This is a genomic window from Mesorhizobium sp. W067 (assembly GCF_054719525.1).
Genome location: NZ_JBTTII010000001.1, coordinates 2719462 through 2740897 on the forward strand (window position 1 = coordinate 2719462; position 21436 = coordinate 2740897).

Consider the following 21436-nt stretch of genomic DNA (forward strand, 5'->3'; position numbering starts at 1 on the left):
CCTTACAGCGACTGTGCGATCAGCGTGAGAAAGCCTCCGGCCAGGGCGACGTTGCCGACGAAGCCGTTGATGCGCGAGGCCCGGTCCGGGCCCTGATGGTCCCAGAAATTGTGGAACATCGGCGTCGCGACAATGAGAAACAGCACCAGCACAGCACTGGCGATCGCGGTCCACAGGCCGGCCATCACCAGCGCGCCGGAAACGGTCTGCAGGACGATGCCGGCCCACAACGCCAGTCTCGCCTGCGGCACGCCGCGCGCGGCCATCAGCCCGGTCAGGAACGCCTCGTTTTGAACATTGCGCAGTCCCGCGACAACGAAGGCGCCGCCAAGCAACAGGCGGCCGAGAAACAACAGGGTCGAAGGCAAATCGACAGGCATGAAATCTTCCCCGTACTTAAGCATGAAACAGGTGGAGCGCCGCCCTTTCCACGGCGCTCCATGACTAACCGCACGGTCAGGCTGCTTTGGCCGCCGGCATCGGGTGAATGGCGTGGAACGGGATGCAGAGCCGGTTCCAGGTGTTGATCATGCCGATCGCGACCGACAGCTTGACCAGTTCCTCTTCCGAGAAGTGCTCTAGCGTGCGGGCATAGAGTTCGTCCGAAACGCCATTGTTGGCGATCAGGGTCGTTGCCTCGGTCCAAGCAAGCGCCGCGCGTTCGCGCTCGGAAAACAGCGGCGACTCCTTCCAGGCCGAAACCAGATAGAGCCGTGTCTCGGTTTCGCCATCGCGCCTCGCCTCGCGGCTGTGCATCTCGACGCAGTAGGAGCAGCCATTGATCTGCGAGGCGCGGAGCTTGATCAAATGCAGCAGGCTCACTTCAAGCCCGCATTCGTCGACCGCCTTGTTGAGCGCCGACACGGCTTTCATGATCTCAGGCGCCTTGGCGAAGAATTGCAGTCTCTGTTTCATCGTCTTTCCTTTCACATCTGTTTGGCGGGGATTAAATCTGTTTGGTCGAAGCGGGTTTCTGCGGCCGCTGATGGCGCGCGACAAAGGCACAGCTGGCGGCAAATGATCGCGGATCGCCTTCGGCCTTGTAATCAGCCACGATGTCGGACAACCGGGTTTCCGCGAGGGCCGCGCGATAGGCGCGCTCGGCCTTCAGCATCGCGGCATTGATACCGCACGGCTTCACATAGGCCGAAGCATCGATCTTGACCGGGCCGCGCTGGCGGATCTCGCCGCAGCGGAAGGCCGGCTCGCGACCCTCGACCGCAAGCACGATATCGAGCAGCGTGATGCGCTCGGCCGGACGCGCCAGCCGGTAGCCGCCCGCCGGTCCCGGCACCGATTCCAGGATGCGCGCAGCAGTCAGCTGGTTCAGATGTTTCAGCAGATAGCTCGGCGACAGGCCGAAGGACTCTGCCAAAGCAGCACCCGGCATCGTGCTGTTGCCCTCCACGCTGGCCAGTGTGGCCGCGCAATGGATGGCCGCTTCTACACCCTCGCCCAGCTTCACGATGTTGCGCTCCTATTCATGGATATCTTATATCGTGGATAAATTTTATCTGCAATAGGGGAATGCGGAAATTCACATATAGCAATGGCTTCACAGAACTTGGGCATCCCGGTCTGCGGCCTGCACACATTTCCGGGCGGCTGGTCTGTGGCGATAGCGTGTATGGCGGCTTGGCGCATGCATTGTCTTATATTGCGCTGATCGACCCCCACTCCGTCTCGGCTTCGCCGAGCCACCTCTCCCCCGATCGACGGGGGAGAGGAACGGCGCCAAGTTTTTTGCCGTCCAACGTTCGTCCAGTAAAGCTCCCTTCCTTTCCCTCCGGAGGGAGGAAAGGCGGCGCTGCGAAGCAGCGACGGATTGGGGGAACCACGTGGCAACCAAGCCCTCACGCCGACCAATCACAGAAGATGAGTGCACAACGTAGACGTCGATCGGGGCGAGGAACCCAAGTCTACTCCGCGGCCACCTTGGCCATCGGGTTGTTCGGGTGCGTCGTCCAGTTGGCATAGATCGGCGACACCGGCTTGCCGGTGCGCTGGTCCATGACGCCGGCGGCCAGCGGCTCCATGGTGATGCAGTTCTCGACCGGGCAGACATTGACGCACAGATTGCAGCCGACGCATTCGGCCTCGATCACCTCGAAATGCCTGACGCCGTCGACCATGTTGGTGATTGCCTGGTGCGAAGTGTCCTCGCAGGCGATGTGGCAGCGGCCGCATTTGATGCAGGCGTCCTGGTCGATACGCGCCTTGGCGATGTAATTGAGGTTGAGATACTGCCAGTCGGTGACGTTGGGCGTGGCGCGGCCGACAATGTCGTTGAGCGAGGCGTGGCCTTTCTCGTCCATCCAGTTTTCGAGACCGGCGATCATCTCCTGCACGATCTTGAAGCCGTATGTCATCGCCGCCGTGCACACCTGCACATTGCCGGCGCCGAGCGCCATGAATTCAGCCGCATCGCGCCAGGTGGTGATGCCGCCAATGCCGGAGATCGGCAGGCCGCGCGTTTCCGGATCGCGGGCGATCTCGGCCACCATGTTCATGGCAATCGGCTTCACCGCCGGGCCGCAATAGCCGCCATGCGAGCCTTTGCCGTCGATGGTCGGCTGCGGCGCAAAACTGTCTAGGTCGACGCCGGTGATCGAGTTGATGGTGTTGATCAGCGACACCGCGTCGGTTCCGCCGGAGAGTGCGGCGCGCGCCGGCTTGCGCACATCGGTGATATTCGGCGTCAGCTTGGTGATGACAGGCATACGGGTGTTGGCCTTGCACCAGCGCACCACCATTTCGATGTATTCCGGCACCTGGCCGACGGCCGCGCCCATGCCGCGTTCCGACATGCCGTGCGGGCAGCCGAAATTGAGCTCGATGCCGTCGGCTTCGGTCTCCTCGACCACCGGCAGGATCGCCTTCCAGCTTTCCTCGACGCATGGCACCATCAGCGAGACGACGATGGCGCGGTCGGGCCAGTCCTTCTTGACCTGCTTGATCTCGCGCAGATTGACCTGCAAATCGCGGTCGGTGATCAGCTCGATATTGTTGAGGCCGAGCAGGCGCCGGTCCGCCCCCCAGATCGCGCCATAACGCGGGCCGTTGACGTTGACCACCGGCGGACCTTCTTCGCCCAGCGTCTTCCACACGACGCCGCCCCAGCCCGCCTTGAAGGCGCGGATGACGTTGTAGGCCTTGTCGGTCGGCGGCGCCGAAGCCAGCCAGAACGGATTGGGCGATTTGATGCCGACGAAATTGTTGCGGATGTCTGCCATGACAGGTCCCTTTCAACCGAGACGAAGGAGCATTTCCACGGGTGCGAGAATGCCGCCTTTAAGCGCGGGGGTGAGATTGGCGATCTTGGTGCCGGCGTTCTCGCCCATGATAAGATTAACGCCAGGCGGCGGCTTTTTTCCTTCCGCCTGCGCCGCAGCCATGCGCGCCCGTATCGTGTCGAAAAATTCGATGGCGAAGGCGCCACGAGGGCGCTCGGCGGTTACAGAGAACCCCGCGGCGGCGGCAGCCGAACGATAGTCGTCGGGCGTGGCAACGAAGGACATGCTCTCGTCGGATGCCCATGGCAGCGGATAGGTCAGCGCACCTGCCTTGAGCCGCATCACATCGTAGACGGCAAAGACGCCGCCCGGCTTGAGCACACGCGCCGCCTCGCTCATCAGCTTTTTCTTGTCGGGAAGATTCATGCCGACATGCAGGATCATGGCCGTATCAAAGCTTTTGTTGCTGAACGGCATGTCCAGCGCGCTGCCCTGCACGAACCGGACTTTGTCGGCCATTCCCACCCGCTTCGACAGGCTGGTCGCGATGTCGACATAGCTTTGCGTCAGATCAATGCCGGTGACATCGGCGCCGGCATTGTTGGCGGCGAAGCGGGCTGGACCACCCACGCCGGAACCAATGTCGAGCAGCCTGGCCCCCGGCTTCAAACCCATCTGGCCGATGAGTTCCCTGGTGGCGGCGATACCGCCAATGTGGAACTCGTCGACCGCTTCGAGATCGCCAGCGCGTAGATGGGCAATTTCCACGCCGGTATCGGCGAGCACGGCAAGAATGTGCTGCTCAAGATCCGAGACGTCGTAGTGACGCGCGATGCCTGATTCCACTGAGGCCATGATCTCTATCCCTGTGCCAGACTCCGGTTGATGCTCTCCGCCGCGTCGCGGCCTTGCGCGACGGCCGATACCGTCAAATCATCGCCGCCACAAATACAGTCGCCGCCGGCCCAGACATTGGCGAGCGAGGTGCGCCCTTCCGCGTCGACCTTGATGCGGCCGGCTTCGAGTTCGATCGCAGCACCGCTGCCGTTAAGTGCCGCCGGCACAAAGCTCTGGCCGATCGCCTTGAACACCTGGTCGGCGGCCAGCGTCAGCCGCTCGCCGGTGCCGACAAGCGTGTCGCCGTTCATCGCGGTGTATTCGAGCTCGATGCCCGACACTTTGCCACCTTCGGCGATGACCCGCTTCGGCTGCAGCCAGTGGCGGATGGTGACGCCGTTGGCGGCAGCCAGATCCTGCTCGAACTCGGAAGCGTTCATGTGTTCCTGGCCGCGCCGGTAGCAGATCGTCACCTCCTCGGCGCCGAGCAGCTTCGATTGCACGGCGGCATCTATCGCCGTCATGCCGCCGCCGATGACGACGACGCGCCGGCCGACCGGCAGGCTCGCGAGATCGCCGGCCTGCCGCAGTTCGGCGATGAACTCCACTGCATTGACGACGCCACCGGCGTCCTCGCCATCCGTGCGCAACGCATTCACGCCGCCAAGCCCCATGCCGAGGAAGACGGCATCGTAATTCAGGATCAGGTCCGACAGCTGGTAGTCGCGGCCGAGCGCCTTGCCGTTATGGATATCGATGCCGCCGATCCCCGTGACATAGTCGACCTCGGCCTGGGCGAAATTGTCGATGCTCTTGTAGGCGGCGATGCCATATTCATTGAGGCCGCCGGCCTTCGGGCGGGCTTCCAGAATGGTAACGTCATGGCCGTGGCGAGCGAGCCGGTGCGCGGCGGCGAGGCCGGCCGGCCCGGCGCCGACCACGGCGACCGACTTGCCGGTTGTTTCAGCGCGCGGATAAAACTGCTTGTGCTCGGCCATGGCGACATCGGTGGCGTAGCGCTGCAGGCGGCCGATCTGCACCGGCTTGCCTTCCGCCACCTCGCGCACGCAGACCTCTTCGCACAGCGTCTCGGTCGGGCAGACGCGGGCGCACATGCCACCCAATATGTTCTGGTCGAAAATCGTCTTGGCCGAACCGATCGGGTTGCCGGTCGAGATCTGGCGGATGAACAGCGGAATGTCGATCGAGGTCGGGCACGCATTCATGCACGGCGCATCGTAGCAGAAATAGCAGCGGTCGGATTCGACCAGCGCCTCGTGGTGATCGAGCGGCGGATGCAGGTCGGAAAAATTCTCGGCGTACTGGTCGGCGGCAAGCCGGCCGCCGGCAATGCCGTCCTTGAACTGGCCTTCTGGCATCGTCAGTTCCCCATGTTTTCGTTTTGGGGAAGGCTAGCACGTTTTATTTTTTTATCAATTGGTCAATTTTCGCCTCAAGTTACTGAAAAGCCTAGCTGATAATATGATTTAGTTGCTCATGTTATGAGTGACGGTTGCGTCCTCAAAGAGGGGAGTGCGACAAGCTCCAAGTCGCGGCAAGCTGTTCCAGGCCAGCGCGAAATGATAGGGCGCTTGAGCACGATGCGCGGCTTTCATTCAACGGAGAAGGCGATGACCGATGATAGGGAGACGGCTCACCGGTGGGAGCCCGTGGGAGATTTACCTCTGGCTGCCTGCCAGGTGTGGCGTCTGCGAACCGACAATTACTTTAAAGGCCTTGGAGAGCGGCCCCGGAGAAGCGAGAATACTCAACCGGAGGAAGCGATGTCCAAGTTCCAAATGCAGATCGAGACCACGCACCCGATCCTGTTTCTCTCCGACGCATCGCCGAACGTGAGATTTCCCGACAACACAGGCCAGTCCTTTGCGACAGCGACGGCTAATTGCTTGTGTTTCTATGTGCTCTCCTATGTCGACGGAGCCTCGCTCGTCACCGTCAGTGACGAGAAATGTGATGCCGGGGGAAAAGAAATGTTCACCGGTGTTATCGAGGCTGCGACTGGCGTGCTAACCGTGAGCGACAGCGCTTCGTTCCACTATCTAAATATACCCGTTCCACCCGGTCCTGTGTCGGTCGAAATCTGGGCCGACGACGACAGGAACCCCGAATGGGTTTGGATCAAGCTCGGAGCGATCCAAAATCACTGAGCATCCGCCCACCGTCGTTTATGGGTTCACGACCTAGTAATGGACCTCAGGGAGTACCCCTGTGGATCGACCTGATCTCATCGGCGACCAGTTGCTGCAGCCGCCACAGATTGCGGTCGCGGATGCCGAATTCCTCGAGGTGGCTGACGGTGTTGTAGAGATATTCCGCGCCTGAGCCGACATGGCCGCAGGCTCTGGCAAGCACCCCCGCCACGGTGTCCAGCGGCTGCCCGAGCGAGGTTCCCCTGCCCGTCACCCCGACCCAGAAGCCGAGCGCCCGTATCCGGCCCTGCTCCGTGCGCACCGGAACCCACCGGACCGAGCTGACACTCTCATGGTCGTCGATCTCGCGCCGCAACAGTCTTTCGATCTGCTCCGGCTTGTCGCCGTCGGGCAGGCGGTAGATGACGCCGTCGCATCGGCCGCCGCGTTCGAGTGCCATCATCAGCCCCGGCTGCGCGACGCTGCCGCGCCAGCGCACCATGTCGAGGCAGAAGGAGCGGTGCCAGCCGAAAGCGGTGGCGCGCTGGCGTTCGACGGATTCGAAAGCCGGCTTCCAGATCAGCGAGCCATAGGCGAACACCCACAAAGGCCCCTCGTCTGCTTCTTCAGACAGCCGCAAGGCTAATGTCCGGTAATCCTCATCGTTCAGCTGCGTCCAACTGCAGTCGGGTCCGGGATCGACCTCTTCGCGATGACACAGTGACACAAGCTCAGGCGTGAGCGACATAAGGCGCATGAAACGACTACCCCTCGTTTGCCCCAAGGAAAGTCGAAAACCGCCCCAAGTGCAAGCCGCCGGTGGGGCGAAGTGCGGAACGATGTGTCAACGCAGCCGTTGAATTTGCTCCGGTTCGCTGTCGGATTCGCGTCGCTGAAAACGTCCTTTGATAGATCGGACGACGATCGATGCATAGGTGAGGAGACCGAGAATGCCGAGATCCCCAATGCCCTTCTTCTGGTACGAGTTGATGACCAGCGACCTCGATGCGGCGCAAGCGTTCTACACCACCGTGGTCGGCTGGCGGGCCGAGCCCTTCGACAAGGCGCCCGGCATGCCGCGGTATATCGTGGTGAACTCCGCCGAGCGTGGCGTCGGCGGGCTGATGACCCTGCCCGAGGAAGCAGCCAGGACGGGTCTGAAGCCGGCCTGGTTCGGCTATGTCCACACCAGCGATACCGATGCCTCGACCGAGGCACTGAAAGCCGCCGGCGGGACTGTTCACCGCAAACCCGACGACATTCCCGGCGTCGGCCGCTTCTCCGTCGTCGCCGACCCGCAAGGCGCCGCCTTCATGTTCCTGCAGCCCAATGGTGCCGACCAGCCCGTCCTTCCGGCAACGACGCCGGGCCATGTCGGCTGGCACGAGCTTTATGCGTCCGACCGCCAGAAGGCCTTCGATTTCTACTCCAGCCAGTTCGGCTGGACCGATGCCGGTAGCATGGACATCGGCGAGATGGGCATCTATCAGACCTTCTCGGCCGGCCCCGAAAATGGCGGCGGCATCATGAACAAGCCACAACAGCTGCCGGTGCCGGTGTGGCTGTTCTACTTCAATGTCGACGCCATCGACGCAGCCGCCAAACGCGTCACCGACAATGGCGGCAAGATTGTCATGGGTCCGATGCCGGTGCCGACCGGCCAATGGATTGCCCAGTTCACCGATCCGCAAGGCGCCTATTTCGCGCTGATCGCGCCGGGCCGCTGATCCCCTCCGGTACTCGCCTGCACGGAAACTGCTCTCATCGCACTGCCGGTGCGATGAGAGGCGCGTCCGGGCGCGGTCACTCCGGCGCCAGCACCGCGACCTTGAGGTTCTCTTTCCTGGCGCCGCTGAGCTGGATCGTGGCTGCGCCAGGCGTCAGCTTGAAGCGCACGCTCTTGCGGATGCCGGGGCAGGTCTTCACGCCGCTGAAACCCGCTGATTTCACGGCTTGGCCCTCCTGAATGACGTCGACCCAGGCCTCATCGGACAGGCTGATCTGGAGCTCTCCTTCCGTTGGCACGGCCACGTTTGCCGTCGCGCCGAACGTGCCGGCTGCCGGCGCGCGTTGCGGTGAGACCGTGAAGCTGACCGCATCGACCGGCTCCAGCGCCATATCCGCGGCTTCGCCGAAAGCAAGAGAGGCACCGGACTGCGCGGCGGGCGCTGCCGGAAACAGTTCCTGCTCGCGTGTCACCGGCCATTTGAAGGCATCGCAGCCAGCATCAGCGGCCATGGCGAAACTGGTGCTTGCGAGGATTGCGAACAGGCTGATGGCGACTTTTTTCATGGCGAAGGAACCCGTCTGGTTTGAAGTGTCTACACGCAGATATACAACCTTAACGAGATGTATGCAACCATAAAGAGAGCAAATTTCGAAGTCAGACTGGAAATAATTGCAATCACCGATTGTTGATGACAGGCCATGGGAAGTGAATGGTCCAGCGCCGGGTGATGATTTATGGCCGGGCCACATGGTTGGAAAAATGGAGTTTAGATGAAGCTTTTTGACGGTCTCGCCAGATTTCAGCCGCAGGCGCTCGGCGTCCTGCGCATCATCACAGCCCTGCAGTTCCTCGAGCATGGCTCGCAGAAACTGTTCAATTTTCCGGTCAGCGCCGAGCCTCACGCTCTTACCGGCCTGACGATGACTGCAGGCATCCTGGAGTTCGCCGGTGGCATCCTGCTGGCGCTCGGTCTGTTCACCCGCCCGGTCGCGTTCCTTCTGGCCGGCGAGATGGCCATCGCCTATTTCATGGCGCACTACCCGCGCGACTTCTTCCCGGTCAACAACAGCGGCGACGCGGCAATCTCCTTCTGCTTCATCTTCCTCTATCTGGTGTTTGCCGGCGCCGGCGCTTTCGCGCTCGACAACCGCCGCAACGCCTGACGCGCAATGCATGTCGCCCAAAGGTGCGCAGCGGTTTTGGGATAACGACATGCACAAAGGAATCTGAAGCGCCTCGGCGAAAGCCGAAGCGCTTCAGGCGCGCATTCGCTCGAAGTTCGCGTCAAAGAGCGGCGCTGCCTGAACGCGCGCCGCGTGGCGCTTGCCCAAAAGTTCGATTTCGAAGCCGTCGCTCTCATCGGCGATCTCCTTCGGCACATAGCCGATGGCGACGGATTTCTTCGAGTGATGCGCATAGCCGCCTGACGTCACCCAGCCGCGCACCGCGCCATCGTACCAGATCGGCTCGTCGCCGATGACATCGGCATCGTCAGCATCGAGGATAAATGTGCGCAGCCTGAGCTTGCCGCCCTGCTTGCGCTCGGCAAGAGCGCCGGTTTTACCGATGAAATCGGCATCCTTGCCATAGGCGACGAAACGGTCGAGCCCGGCCTCCAGCGGCCCGTAGATCGGCCGGTATTCGCGCGCCCATGAGCCGTAGTTTTTCTCCAGCCGCAGCGCATTGAGCGCGCGCGAGCCGAACAGGCCGAGGCCGAATTCCGCGCCTGCCGCCATCAACGCCTGGAAGGCAGCGCGCTGATATTCCGGCGCCACCCAGATCTCGTAGCCGAGATCGCCGGTGTAGCTGACGCGGCCGACCAGGCACGGCGCCGGGCCGATGTCCATTTTCGCGACCGCCATGAAGGGGAATGCGGTGTTGGCGACATCCGCGCGGCTGACCTTCGCCAGCACCTCCCTCGCCTTGGGTCCGGCGATCGCCAGACCGGTCAGTTTCTGCCCCAGCGCCTCTATGCGCACTGAGCTATCCGCAGGTAAATGTGCCTCGAACCAGCGCATATGATACTGCTCGGCGATACCGGAGCCGGCGATGAACCACTCGGTCCCGTTGGAATTGGGGGCACCGATATTGGCCAGCGTGAAATCGCCGATGAGCTTGCCGTCGTCCTTCAACATCGGCGCCAGCGTCATGCGGCCGGGCTTCGGCAACTTGCAGGCAAAGATCCGGTCGAGCCAAGCGGCCGCCCCTTCTCCCGTCACCTTGTATTTGGCGAAGTTCGAAATCTCCGCCAGGCCGACGCTCTCACGAACCGTCGCGACCTCATTGGCGACATGGGAAAAATCGCTAGACCGCCGCCACGAGAACTCGTCCTTGACACCCTCGGGCGCAAACCAGAGCGGCACTTCCAGCCCATAGGACACGCCCCATTGCGCGCCCTTGGCCGACAGCAGATCGTAGATCGGCGTCGTCTTCAGCTGCCGCCCGGCGGGCAGCTCCTCATTGGGGAAGCGGATCGAGAAGCGGCGCGAATAATTCTCGCGCACCTTTGCATTGGTGTAGGCCATCGTCGCCCAGTCGCCGTAGCGCGCCACATCCATGGCCCAGATGTCGGCGCCGGGATCGCCCTCGATCATCCAGTTGGACAGCGCCAACCCAACGCCCCCACCCTGACTGAAGCCCGCCATGACGCCGCAGGCGACCCAGAAACCCGGTAGCCCGCGCACCGGCCCAACCAGCGGATTGCCGTCCGGTGCAAAGGTGAAGGGCCCGTTGATGATCTGCTTGATGCCGGTCCTCTCGAAGGCCGGGAAATGCCGGAAGCCGACCTCGAGCGACGGCGCGATGCGGTCGATGTCCGGCTCCAGCAGTTCATGGCCGAAATCCCAAGACGTCTGGAACTCGGACCACACCTTGTTGGCCTTCTCATAGGTGCCCATCAGCATGCCGCCGCGCTCCTGGCGCAGATAGAGCTCACCGTCGAAATCGACGGCGTGGATGATCTCGGTGCCGGTCTTGGCGTTCCACGCCGCGACTTCCGGCATATCCTCGGTGATCAGGTACATGTGCTCCATGGCCAGCACCGGCAGTTCCAGCCCGACCATGCGGCCGACCTCGCGCGCCCATAACCCGCCGGCATTGACGACATGCTCGGCCACGACCTCGCCCTTGTTGGTGATGACCCGCCACATCCCGTCGGGCCGGCGCACAATGTCTTCCACCTTGGTGAAGCGCTCGACCTCGGCGCCAAGCTTGCGCGCGGCCTTGGCATAGGCATGCGTCACACCGGAGGGATCGAGATGGCCGTCTTCCTTGTTGCGAACGGCGCCGACGAACTGCTTGGGATCAATCAGCGGCATCAGTTCAGCCGCTTCGTTGGCCGATATTTCCTCGAGATCGATGCCGAGGTAACGCCCTTTGGCAACGACGCCGCGCAGCCAGTCGAGCCGCGCCTCGGTTGCCGCCAGAAGCACGCCGCCGGTCAGATGTACGCCGGTCGCCTGTCCCGACAGCTCCTCGATCTCCTTGTAGAGCGAGATCGTGTATTTCTGCAGCTTGGCGACGTTGGGGTCGCCATTGATCGTGTGCATGCCGCCGGCCGCATGCCAGGTCGAGCCGGAGGTCAGCTCGTCGCGCTCCAAAAGCACGACATCGGTCCAGCCATGACGCGCCAGATGGAACAGCACGGAGCACCCGACGACGCCACCGCCAATGACCACGACCTTTGCATGCGATTTCATGAGTTTTGCTCTGTTATCAATGAGTTGAGGAGATAAGGTGAATCAGAAAGGCAGCGCCGCGCGCCGATGTTGAAAAAGTCACGGCTCGCCCTGCCCGATCGCTTCCTTGCGCCTGGCCACATACGCCTCCAGCGCCTCGCGCACGGCGATATCCATCACCGGCTCGACATAGTCTTCCAGCGCCTTCTTCCACAGCCGGGTCGCGCGCGCCGTGGTGTCGAGGCCGCCGGCTTCCTGCCAGGCCTCGTAATTCTGCCAATTGGACAGCATCGGCTGGTAGAAGGCGGTGGCATAGCGTTCCAGCGTGTGCGGTTCGCCGAAGAAATGGCCGCCGGTCGGCACCGCGCCCAGCGCCTCGACAGCAAGCTCCGCCTCGTCGACGACGATCGGGCGCAGGAATTCCATCATGTGCTGGATCATCTCGACATCGATGATGAGCTTTTCGAACGATGCCGTCAGCCCGCCTTCCTGCCAGCCGGCGGCATGATAGACGAGGTTGCCGTGGCCAAGCACAGCGCCCCACAGCGCCATCAGCGTCTCGTAGGCGCCTTGCGCGTCCGCCGCATTCGATGCCGACCCCGGTGTCGTGCGGTAGGGCAGATTGTAGCGCCGCGCCAATTGCCCCGAGGCGATGTTGGCCTTGGTGTTCTCCGGCGTTCCGAAGGCCGGCGCGCCCGACTTCATGTCGACGTTGGAGGTGAAGGCGCCGTACATCACCGGCGCGCCGGGGCGCACCAGTTGCGTCAGCACCACGCCGAACAGTGCTTCGGCATTCTGTTGCGCCAGGGCGCCGGCGAGCGTCACCGGGCTCATCGCGCCCATCAGCGTGAACGGCGTCACCGCCACCGACTGGCCGAACTCAGCCATGGTCATCAGCCCTTCGGCCATCATCTCGTCGAAACGCCGCGGCGAGTTGACCGAGATGATGGTGGCAATGCAGGGATCATCGCGCATCTCGTCCAGCGTCAGCCCGCGCGCGATTGCCATCATCTCGATGCCGTCCAGCGCCCGGCCTCGTCCGATCGCCGAGACATGGAACGATTTGTCGGTCAGCGTCAGATTGGTGAAATAGGTATCCATGTGCCTGGTGTTGGCCGGCAGTTCCACCGGCGCGCAGACCTGGTTACCGAGCATGTGGATGCAGTTGAAATGCTGCGCCAGCCGGGTCAGATCGGCATAGTCGTGCAAGTTTCCAGCGCGCCGGCCGCGCTCCATGTCGTGCACATTGGGCGGCCCGGCGACGAGGGTGAAATTGATCGTGTTGCCGCCGAGATGAATGGTGTTGGCGCGATTGCGCGGCGTCAGCCGATAGCTGGACTGCGTGGTCTTCAGCGCCTCGGCGACAAGGCCCCGGTCGATGCGGACATTCGCGGTCGCATGGTCGACTTTTGCGCCCGCCTTCTCGAACAGCGCCAGCGCCCGCTGAGACATCACCTCGATGCCGAAATTTTCCAGAATGTGCATCGACGCCTGGTGGATCGCTTCGACCTGGTCGACTGAGAGCATCGCCATCGGCGGATAGGGATTGGTCACCCGCCGCAGTGGAAGTTGCGGGATGGCGGCGGGCCCCCGGTTGCTGGTTCGCTCCGCGCCGCGCTTTCGTCTTGGTTCATTCATGCCTGGCATCAGAGCGCCGGCATCCGGATATCGCTGTCAGAAATCCGCCCTTCGCGGACGTGATTTTAGCCAAGGCGGCATTTTTGAATTCTGACGGAGATAAAGGCGACGCGAAAGGTCGGAATAATGATACAGGCCCACTGAGCGCAGCCAGGCCGGCAAGCCGTTAAGAAACGCCGAAAGATTCCCTTTATGATTTCGGCCTATTCGTTTTCCAATGCGTAGTTCGAGTTTGAGTAAAATTGTAGCGGTTGGCGTGCTGCTGGCTTTGCCGGCCTGCGCGACGCCGCCCAACCATATCAACAATGTCTGCGCCGTCTTCGACCAGAACGACGGCTGGTTCGACAACTGGCAGTCGGCCGCCGAGCGCGCCTCGCAGAAATACGGCGTCCCCGTCCCCGTGCTGATGGCGACGGTGCGCAAGGAATCCGGTTTCAAGAGCAATGCCAGGCCGCCGCGTACCAAACTGCTCGGCTTCATTCCGTGGAAGCATGTCTCGTCGGCCGCCGGTTTCTCGCAGGCGCTCGACGGCACCTGGTCGCAATATCAGAGCGAGACCGGCAGCTGGGCGGCGCGGCGGACCAAGTTTGCCGATGCCGTCGATTTCGTCGGCTGGTATCATTCAAAGACATCAGACACGTTCGGCGTCGCCCGCAACGACACCTACAATCTCTACCTCGCCTACTATCTCGGCTGGACCGCCTACGGCCGTGGCAACCGTGGTGACGCCGGCGTGCAAGGCTACGCCAGGGCGACCGAAAAGATGGCTCGCGACTATGCCGAACAGCTGCAGCAATGCGGCAGCTGACGTTGCCAAGCGGTCTTGCAGCCACGCAGTTTGCGATCGAAGCGGAACTCAGCAATTTCATTCGCTTGGGATCAGGTGGAGGATCGACCTTCCTCCCTTTACCGCTGCCGTCGACAGCTTTCGGTCAAACGTCGCCAATTGGCCGTCACGCGCCTTGGCGAGTCCCAACAGATAGCTATCCGTTACCTGTGCCGGGGTGAGGATCTTGGCTGCATCGATGTCGTTGGAACCGACAAGGCTGATCTCGTCAGGCCAGAACTGATGTCCTGAAAGGGCATGCAGCTTGCCGACAATCTGCGCCACCACGGCGGGCGAACCCGGAGAATTGGGGTATTTCGGGTTGCTTACAATCCTGATGACGCCATTCTCGGTAATAGGACATGTTGCCCATGATAAATGCCCGGTGGATTGGAACCACCGATGGGCATCTTCATGCGCGACGTGAGCCGGATCGATCAACGCAATCAAGACATCGACGTCGAGCAGGAAGGTCACGGCAATTCGTCGCGAAGCGCATTGACCATTTCGAGATCGACCATCGGGCCGTCGGGCCGCGATGCAAGCAAGGGGATGCCGTTGCGTTCACCGCCGGTCGGTGGCCTGCGCAGTGAGCGGCGAACCAGATCGGAAATGACATCGCCAACGCTGCGATCCTGCTGTCGCGCCATGGCCTTGGCCACAAGTAGGACATCGTCATCGATTGCAAGTGTGGTTCTCACAATATGCTCCCTACGGCGCATCAAACATCACGCATCACATAAAGCAATGGACAGCAATATTCAAGCGAACGTAGCTGTCGTTCCTTGAGCTATGGCGACGCTGCGGCAATGCGCCAACGAGCGGCATTGCCTCTATGGCTGGTCAGCTCGGCTTCTTGCCATGCGGGCGCTTCGGCGGTTCGCCGGCGAAACCGGGGCCGATCCCATCCGGTGCGTCTTCCGGCACGCCCTCATGCGCTGCGTGTTCCCTGTCGAACTTGATCACCGGCTCCATCGTCGCCAGCACATCGTCCGACAGCCAGCACAGGCTCATATGGCCATCGCCGAGATGCTTCACCGGCGGCACCTTGGTCTCGCACAGATTGTCCGGCACCAGCCTCTTGTAGCCGCAGCGCGTCTGGAACGGGCAGCCGCTCGGCGGGTTCATCGCCGACGGGATATCGCCTTCGAGCACGATGTGCCGTTTGACCACGCTGGTGTCGGCGATCGGGATAGCCGACAGCAGCGCCTCTGTGTAGGGGTGATAGGGTGGCGCGAAGATCTGGTCGGTCGTGCCCTGCTCGACGATGTAGCCGAGATACATGACAACGACCCGGTCGGCGATGTAGCGCACGACGGACAGATCGTGGCTGATGAACAGCATCGTCGTCTTGTTCTTGCGCTGGATGTCCATCAGCAGCTCGGTCACCGCCGCCTGCACCGAGACGTCGAGTGCCGACACCGGCTCGTCGGCCACCACCACCTTGGCATCGCCGGCAAAGGCACGCGCCACGCCGATGCGCTGCTTCTGGCCGCCTGAGAGCTGACGCGGCTTGCGCGTCTCGAAGGCCCGCGGCAGCTTCACCAGGTCGAGCAGCTCCAGCATGCGCTTGCGCCGCTCGGCGACATTGTTGCCGACTTTGAATTTTTCCAGCGTGCGGATGATCTGCGAACCGACGGAGTGGCTGGGATTGAGTGTATCGAACGGGTTCTGGAACACCATCTGGATCGACGACACCGTTTCGACGCTGCGCTTCTCGATGCCGGTCGACTGGATCTCCTTGTTGCCCAGCGTCACTGTGCCGGCACTTGCTGTCTCCAGCCCCAGCAGGACCTTGGCCAGTGTCGACTTTCCGCAGCCGGACTCGCCGACGATGGCGACGGTCTCGGATTCGCGCGCCATGAACGAGATCGTCTCATTGGCCTTGACCACGCGGGCTTCGCTGGAGCCGAACACTTCGCTGCCGCCGACCTTGTAGTATTTTCTCAAATCCTCGATCTTGAGCACCGGGGCGCCGGGCACGACCTTCTCATTGACCTTCTTGGCGCCGGGCGGCAGCGCTTCCCAGTCGATCTCGTTGAAGCGCACGCAGCGCGAGAAATGCCCTTCGTGACCGGCGACCTCGATCATCGGGATTTCGGCGGCATTGCAGACGCCCTCGACGAAATGGTGGCAGCGCGGCCCGAAATTGCAGCCCTTGGGCCGCTCATGCGGCAGCGGCAACTGGCCGGGGATAGAGATCAGCGGCCGCGAATTCTTGTCGGCCCCCGGCAGCGGGATCGAACGGAACAGCCCTTGCGTATAGGGATGGCGCATCCGGTCGAAGACGTCCTTGATCTTGCCGGTCTCGACCGCTTCGCCCGAATACATCACCGTGATGCGGTCGCAGGTCTCGAGGATGAGGCCGAGATTGTGCGACACGAAGATCATCGACGTGCCGAACTTCTCGCCCAGCCCCTTGACCAGTTCGACGATGCCGGCCTCCACCGTCACGTCGAGCGCCGTCGTCGGCTCATCGAGCAGAAGCAGCGCCGGTTTCGACAGCAGCGCCATGGCAATGACGATGCGCTGCTGCTGGCCACCGGACAGCTGGTGCGGATAGGAACGCATCATCCGTTCGGGATCGGGCAATCTCACCGAGCGCACCATTTCGAGCGCCCTTTTGTAAGCCTCTTCCTTCGACACCTTGTCGTGGATCAGCGGCACTTCCATCAATTGCTGGCCGACCTTCATCGCCGGATTGAGGCTCGCCATCGGCTCCTGGTAGATCATGGCGATCTTGTTGCCGCGGATGGAGCGCAACTCCTCGTTGGACAGCTCGCCCATGTCCTTGCCCTGGAACTTGATCTTGCCGCCGACAATCTTTCCGATGTTGGAGAGGTCGCGCATGATGCCGAGCGACACGGTCGACTTGCCGCAGCCGGACTCGCCGACGATGCCCATGGCTTCGCCCGGCATCACCGTGCAGGAAAAGTCCATGACGGCGGGGATCTCGCCCTTGCGGGTGAAGAAGGAGATCGACAGGTTCTCGATTTCGATGATCGGCGCAGCGCTTGGCCCAAGGGTCGGGTTGCCGGGATTTCGAACTGCCTCATTCATGGGTCGCTCCAATCCTATTTTCATGCTCGCGGGGCCGAAACCCGCAGATCAGTCTTTCATCGATTGTTCGCGCAGCGAGTCGGCAAGCAGGTTCAAGCCCAACACGAACGACATCAGCGCGATTGTCGGCGGCAGCGCCGGGTGGATGAACGAGCGCAGCAGGCGGCTGGCGTCCTTGATCGCGGTGCCCCAGTCCGGGCTCTCCGGCGCCAGGCCCAGCCCGAAATAGCCGAGCGTGCCGAGCAGGATCGTGGTGTAGCCGATGCGCAGGCAGGCATCGACGATCAGCGGCCCGCGCGCATTGGGCAGGATCTCCCACAGCATGATGTACCAGGGCGATTCACCGCGCGTCTGCGCCGCCGCCACATAGTCGCGCGTCTTGATGTCCATCACCAGGCCGCGCACGATGCGGAATACGCCGGGGCTGGAGGCGAACACCACCGCCACGAAGATGTTGAGCTGGTTGGGATCGATGTGGATGATCTTGAACGGATCGGCGTCGAACACCAGGCCGGCATAGACCCAGCCGCCGATGATCAGCGTCAGCCCGAGCAATATATAGAGGCGGTCCGGCCGGTTCTTGTAGCGCGTCCAGAACAGCACCGAAAAGAAGATGATCGGGAACAGGAAGAACAGCCCGGCCATGGCGTAGGGGATCGGCGTATCCATGATGCCCGGCGTCACCAGCAGGTAAAACAGCAGGATCACCGGGAAGGCCAGCACCAGATTGGCCAGGAAGGACAGCACAGTGTCGATCCGGCCGCCATAGTAGCCGGCGGGCAGACCGAGCGTAATGCCGACCATCAGCGCGAAACCGGTCGCAGCCGGTGCGATGATCAGCACGATCTGGCTGCCATAGACCATGCGCGAAAAGACATCGCGGGCGAGCTTGTCGCCGCCGAAATAGTAGATGAGTTTCGATACCGGCTCGAGCGCGCCCGGCAGCGCATCCTTCATGATCGGCACCTGGGCGAGCGGATCGAAGGGCGCGACGGTCGACGCGAAGATTGCCGTGAACAGCCAGAACAGGCAGATGCCGACACCGACTATGCCGACGCCGCTATCGAACAGCTGGCCGTAGAGGCCGAGCCTTTTCTTGTAGGCGAAGCTCGCTCCCATCACCAGGGCAAGCCCTAACCAGACCGGCCAGAAACGCCCAATCACGCCGAGCACGACATTGAAGGCACCGATAAATTCGACCTGCATCTGCCCCAGCCCCCTATTGAACTCTGATACGCGGATTCAGGAACGCGTAGCCGACATCCGAGATGAGCTGCGTGATCAGCACGATGAACACCGAGACCAGTGAACAGCCAAGCAGCAGATCGATGTCGTTGTTGCCGGCGGCCTCGACCAGCGTGTAGCCAAAGCCCTGGTAGCGGAACATCACCTCGACGATGACGACGCCGGTAAGCAGCCAGGGAAATTGCAGCATGATGACGGTGAACGGCGCAATCAGCGCATTGCGCAGCGCGTGCTTGACTACGACGCTGCCGAAGGAAAGCCCTTTCAGCCGGGCGGTGCGGATATATTGCTGCGTCATCACCTCGACCATCGAGGCGCGTGTCATGCGGGCGATGTAGCCGATGCCGTAGATCGCCAGCGTCATCACCGGCAGGGTGAAATTGTAGAAGGTGATGCCCTGGCTTGCCGAGGCGGCCGAACCGTTCAGCCAGCCGAGCCAGGAGGCGAAGATGACGGTGAAGATGACGCCGGACACATATTCGGGCGTCGCCGTCGACGCGATCGATGCGACGGACAGCGTTCGGTCCGTTCGCGAGCCCTCGCGCATGCCGGCCAGGATGCCAATCAGCAGCGAAATTGGCACCATCACCAACAGCACACAGAGCATCAGGATACCGGTGGCGGCGAGTGCGGGGAAGAGCTTTGACGCAACGGAGGTTTTGAACTTGGTCGAGCAGCCGAAATCACCTTCCAGGATGCCGGAGAATTTCGGCTCCAGCGGATCGTTGCAGAAGGAGAAACGCTGCGTCGGCTTGCCGGTCGCCGGATCGGTCACCGGTTGCTTCGGGACGACGCCCAGCCATTGCCCGTAGCGCGCGAAGAAGTTCTGCCGGTAGCCATGGTTGACCAGCCAGCTTTCGAGCTGTTCGGCCGATGTGTGCATTTCGGTCTGGCTGATCGCCAGCTTCTTCAAATTCGGCTCGAGGTTGATCAGGAAGAAGACGATCATCGTCAGGCACAGCATCGTCAATGCCATGGTGCCGAGACGCCGGATTACGAAAGAAAGCATGGCGGTCCCCTGCCGGTCTGGTTGGGGTTGGAGCCAGTTCGAAAAACCAGCTTTGCCGTTGCCGGCAGAGTTGGCCGTCAAATCGGCACTCGGACGCAATCAACCCAGTTTTATTGAACGGTCTTTCAGGAGAGTCCGCAACTTTTTGCTGCGGCGGCTTCCGGTTCTGGGCCATGCGAGGCGTGACGGGAAGGAGCGAAGCGCCCCTTCCCTGACGTTCCAATCACGCCTGGTCGAGCCAGACCTTGCCGTAGTCGCGCTCGAAGGTCGGATGCATCTTGTAATTCTGCACCGCCTTGACCGAGTGGCTGTAGAGCTTGCGCCAGTATGGCTGGATCATGATGCCGGAATCCTGCAGGATCTGCTCGATGTCCTTCATCATCTCCTTGCGCTTGGCCGCATCGGCAACGGCCAATGCTGCATTGAGCTTGGCATCCCATTCGGGGTTGGAATAGGCCGACTCGTTCCACGCCTCGCCGGTGCGATAGCCGATCGCCAGAACCTGGACGCCGAGCGGGCGCATGTTCCAGTTGGTCATGGACAGCGGATACTTGGTCCAGTCGTTCCAGAACGTCGAGCCCGGCAGCACCGTGCGCTTTACCTTGAGGCCGGCGTCGCGCATCTGCGCGGCGATGGCGTCGCCGGTATTCTTGTGCCAGTCTTCGTCGACCGTGATCAGCTCGTGCTCGAAGTCGGCCTGGCCGGCTTCCGCCATCAGCGCCTTGGCCTTGGCCGGATCGCGAGCGACTTTGGGCAGCTCGTAATATTCCGGGTGGATTTGGCAGACATGGTGGTTTTCAGCCACCGTGCCGGCATTTCCGTAGCCAAGCTGCAGGACGACATTGTTGTCGACCGCCAATTGCAGCGCGTTACGCACCTTCTGATCGCCGTAAGGCTTGTTGTTGATGTTGGTGCGGCACACGATGGTCGAGGCGGTGACGATTTCGGACTTGACCAGGTCCAGTCCGTCGAGGATCGACACATAGTCGGCCGAGGTCTCGAAATTGGTATGGACTTCGCCGGCCTCGAAGGCACTGACCATGGCTGCCGGATCGGTGCCGTAGTCGACGAATTCGATGCCGTCGAGGAACACCTCGCCGTCCCACCACTTGTTGTCCTCGCGGCGCTTGTAGACCACCTTCTGGCCGACATCGTAGGAGACGAGCTCGAACGGGCCGGTACCGATCGGGCAGGCTTTGAAGTCGCCGCCCTTCTCGTCGAAGCTCTTGTGCACGATGAGGCCGGGATAGTCGCACATGTTCGGAATGAGCGCGATGTCGGCCTTGCCGAGCTTCAGCTTGACGGTGTGGTCGTCAACCTTGGTCACGGCGCTTTCGTCGAGTTTGTCGTCCTTGACCAGCGTGCCGAGACGGCCAGGCATCGAATTGCCCTCGGCCTTCTTGTCGGCCCAGCGCTTGAGATTGAAGATGACGTCATCGGCGGTGAAGGCATCGCCATTCGACCAGGTCACACCCTTGCGCACATGCAGCGTGTACTCGGTGGCGTCGTCGTTGACCTCCCAGCTCTCCAGAAGGTACGGGCGGAACGTGTATTCGCTGGTGTACTTGACCAGCGGCTCAAGCGCCTGGCGCTCGGCATTGGCGATTTCCGACCAGTCGGCCTTGCGTGGATCCTTGGGATCCTTGACCCATTGCGCGACTTTCAGGATGCCGCCCTTCTTGCCCTGCACCTCTTCGGCCCTGGCTTGCGTCGGCACGGCTACGCCGAGCATGCCGTAGGCCATCGCAGTCGACGCGCCGAACACGCTGGCCATGGCGAGGAACTCGCGGCGATCGACTTTGCCTGCCTTGGCTTCTTCGGCCATGGCCAGGATGTGATCGGGAACGCGATCGCCATTACTCTTGTAATTTGTCATACCTTAACTCCCATTGTTGGCTTTCCGCCTTTTAACATTCCGCATCCCTGCCGTGATGTCAAAGACGGCATGGCTACGGAACCTGTTAGGGAATGTGCAACTTTGAAAAGGGAGCGGTTCGCGTGATAACGACAGACTTGGCGCAAAAGTGCTAGC

At 61.9% G+C, this 21436-nt stretch carries 20 protein-coding genes; 4 read left to right on the forward strand and 16 right to left on the reverse strand.

Annotated features, from left to right (window positions below):
• Nucleotides 1–2: 2 nt before the first annotated feature.
• The 6 genes from ACYG97_RS13420 to ACYG97_RS13445 all read right to left on the reverse strand — a co-directional run bounded on the left by ACYG97_RS13420 (nucleotide 3) and on the right by ACYG97_RS13445 (nucleotide 5449).
• The gene (locus ACYG97_RS13420) at nucleotides 3–380 is read right to left on the reverse strand and encodes a DoxX family protein (RefSeq protein WP_023733101.1); all 378 of its coding nucleotides are present in this window, start codon (nucleotides 378–380) and stop codon (nucleotides 3–5) included.
• 76 nt (nucleotides 381–456) lie between these two features.
• A complete protein-coding gene (locus ACYG97_RS13425) occupies nucleotides 457–915 on the reverse strand; it encodes a carboxymuconolactone decarboxylase family protein (RefSeq protein WP_023668206.1) in 459 nt (152 codons plus the stop codon).
• A 31-nt stretch (nucleotides 916–946) separates the two neighbouring features.
• Nucleotides 947–1465 carry an RrF2 family transcriptional regulator gene (locus ACYG97_RS13430; RefSeq protein ID WP_023697058.1) on the reverse strand — a complete coding sequence of 173 codons (519 nt, stop codon included), beginning with the start codon at nucleotides 1463–1465 and terminating at the stop codon, nucleotides 947–949.
• A 454-nt stretch (nucleotides 1466–1919) separates the two neighbouring features.
• The gene (gene preA / locus ACYG97_RS13435; protein WP_023733102.1) at nucleotides 1920–3233 is read right to left on the reverse strand and encodes an NAD-dependent dihydropyrimidine dehydrogenase subunit PreA; all 1314 of its coding nucleotides are present in this window, start codon (nucleotides 3231–3233) and stop codon (nucleotides 1920–1922) included.
• Between the two features lie 12 nt (nucleotides 3234–3245).
• Nucleotides 3246–4088, reverse strand: a complete 843-nt coding sequence (locus ACYG97_RS13440; RefSeq protein ID WP_023690824.1) for a class I SAM-dependent methyltransferase — start codon at nucleotides 4086–4088, stop codon at nucleotides 3246–3248.
• Nucleotides 4089–4093: 5 nt separating this feature from the next.
• On the reverse strand, nucleotides 4094–5449 hold the full coding sequence (locus ACYG97_RS13445) for an NAD(P)-dependent oxidoreductase (protein ID WP_023733103.1): 1356 nt from the start codon (nucleotides 5447–5449) through the stop codon (nucleotides 4094–4096).
• Between the two features lie 213 nt (nucleotides 5450–5662).
• On the opposite strand from ACYG97_RS13445, the gene ACYG97_RS13450 reads away from it, so the two are divergent.
• The gene (locus ACYG97_RS13450) at nucleotides 5663–6238 is read left to right on the forward strand and encodes a hypothetical protein (protein WP_156937168.1); all 576 of its coding nucleotides are present in this window, start codon (nucleotides 5663–5665) and stop codon (nucleotides 6236–6238) included.
• 46 nt (nucleotides 6239–6284) lie between these two features.
• Here ACYG97_RS13450 and ACYG97_RS13455 read toward each other — a convergent pair whose 3' ends face one another.
• On the reverse strand, nucleotides 6285–6977 hold the full coding sequence (locus tag ACYG97_RS13455) for a gamma-glutamylcyclotransferase (RefSeq protein ID WP_023690821.1): 693 nt from the start codon (nucleotides 6975–6977) through the stop codon (nucleotides 6285–6287).
• A gap of 193 nt (nucleotides 6978–7170) precedes the next feature.
• Here ACYG97_RS13455 and ACYG97_RS13460 point away from each other — a divergent pair, with 193 nt between their 5' ends.
• Nucleotides 7171–7947 carry a VOC family protein gene (locus tag ACYG97_RS13460; protein WP_023733105.1) on the forward strand — a complete coding sequence of 259 codons (777 nt, stop codon included), beginning with the start codon at nucleotides 7171–7173 and terminating at the stop codon, nucleotides 7945–7947.
• Between the two features lie 76 nt (nucleotides 7948–8023).
• Here the strand turns inward: ACYG97_RS13460 and ACYG97_RS13465 are convergent, their stop codons facing one another.
• Nucleotides 8024–8512 (reverse strand): hypothetical protein, encoded by a 489-nt coding sequence (locus tag ACYG97_RS13465; protein ID WP_023699015.1) that lies wholly within the window; start codon nucleotides 8510–8512, stop codon nucleotides 8024–8026.
• A 207-nt stretch (nucleotides 8513–8719) separates the two neighbouring features.
• Between ACYG97_RS13465 and ACYG97_RS13470 the strand changes: the two genes are divergently transcribed.
• On the forward strand, nucleotides 8720–9112 hold the full coding sequence (locus ACYG97_RS13470) for a DoxX family protein (RefSeq protein ID WP_023690818.1): 393 nt from the start codon (nucleotides 8720–8722) through the stop codon (nucleotides 9110–9112).
• Nucleotides 9113–9205: 93 nt separating this feature from the next.
• Here the strand turns inward: ACYG97_RS13470 and ACYG97_RS13475 are convergent, their stop codons facing one another.
• Entirely contained in the window at nucleotides 9206–11647 is a 2442-nt protein-coding gene (locus tag ACYG97_RS13475) for a GcvT family protein (RefSeq protein WP_023733106.1), read from the reverse strand.
• A gap of 78 nt (nucleotides 11648–11725) precedes the next feature.
• On the reverse strand, nucleotides 11726–13264 hold the full coding sequence (locus ACYG97_RS13480) for a trimethylamine methyltransferase family protein (RefSeq protein ID WP_023733107.1): 1539 nt from the start codon (nucleotides 13262–13264) through the stop codon (nucleotides 11726–11728).
• A gap of 217 nt (nucleotides 13265–13481) precedes the next feature.
• Here ACYG97_RS13480 and ACYG97_RS13485 point away from each other — a divergent pair, with 217 nt between their 5' ends.
• The gene (locus tag ACYG97_RS13485; protein WP_023733108.1) at nucleotides 13482–14072 is read left to right on the forward strand and encodes a transglycosylase SLT domain-containing protein; all 591 of its coding nucleotides are present in this window, start codon (nucleotides 13482–13484) and stop codon (nucleotides 14070–14072) included.
• A gap of 57 nt (nucleotides 14073–14129) precedes the next feature.
• Here ACYG97_RS13485 and ACYG97_RS13490 read toward each other — a convergent pair whose 3' ends face one another.
• From ACYG97_RS13490 to ACYG97_RS13515, 6 genes are all read right to left on the reverse strand, one after another.
• Entirely contained in the window at nucleotides 14130–14567 is a 438-nt protein-coding gene (locus tag ACYG97_RS13490; RefSeq protein WP_023733109.1) for a TA system VapC family ribonuclease toxin, read from the reverse strand.
• On the reverse strand, nucleotides 14564–14791 hold the full coding sequence (locus ACYG97_RS13495) for a hypothetical protein (RefSeq protein WP_023733110.1): 228 nt from the start codon (nucleotides 14789–14791) through the stop codon (nucleotides 14564–14566). The genes ACYG97_RS13490 and ACYG97_RS13495 overlap by 4 nt, the downstream gene beginning before the upstream one ends.
• 142 nt (nucleotides 14792–14933) lie before the next feature.
• Nucleotides 14934–17150: a dipeptide ABC transporter ATP-binding protein gene (locus tag ACYG97_RS13500; RefSeq protein ID WP_023733111.1), complete on the reverse strand. Its 2217-nt coding sequence runs from the start codon at nucleotides 17148–17150 to the stop codon at nucleotides 14934–14936.
• Between the two features lie 48 nt (nucleotides 17151–17198).
• A complete protein-coding gene (locus tag ACYG97_RS13505; RefSeq protein ID WP_023733112.1) occupies nucleotides 17199–18356 on the reverse strand; it encodes an ABC transporter permease in 1158 nt (385 codons plus the stop codon).
• 13 nt (nucleotides 18357–18369) lie between these two features.
• The gene (locus tag ACYG97_RS13510; protein ID WP_023733113.1) at nucleotides 18370–19404 is read right to left on the reverse strand and encodes an ABC transporter permease; all 1035 of its coding nucleotides are present in this window, start codon (nucleotides 19402–19404) and stop codon (nucleotides 18370–18372) included.
• 223 nt (nucleotides 19405–19627) lie between these two features.
• Nucleotides 19628–21280, reverse strand: coding sequence for an ABC transporter substrate-binding protein (locus ACYG97_RS13515; protein ID WP_023668187.1), 1653 nt, complete (start codon nucleotides 21278–21280; stop codon nucleotides 19628–19630).
• Nucleotides 21281–21436 lie beyond the last annotated feature (156 nt).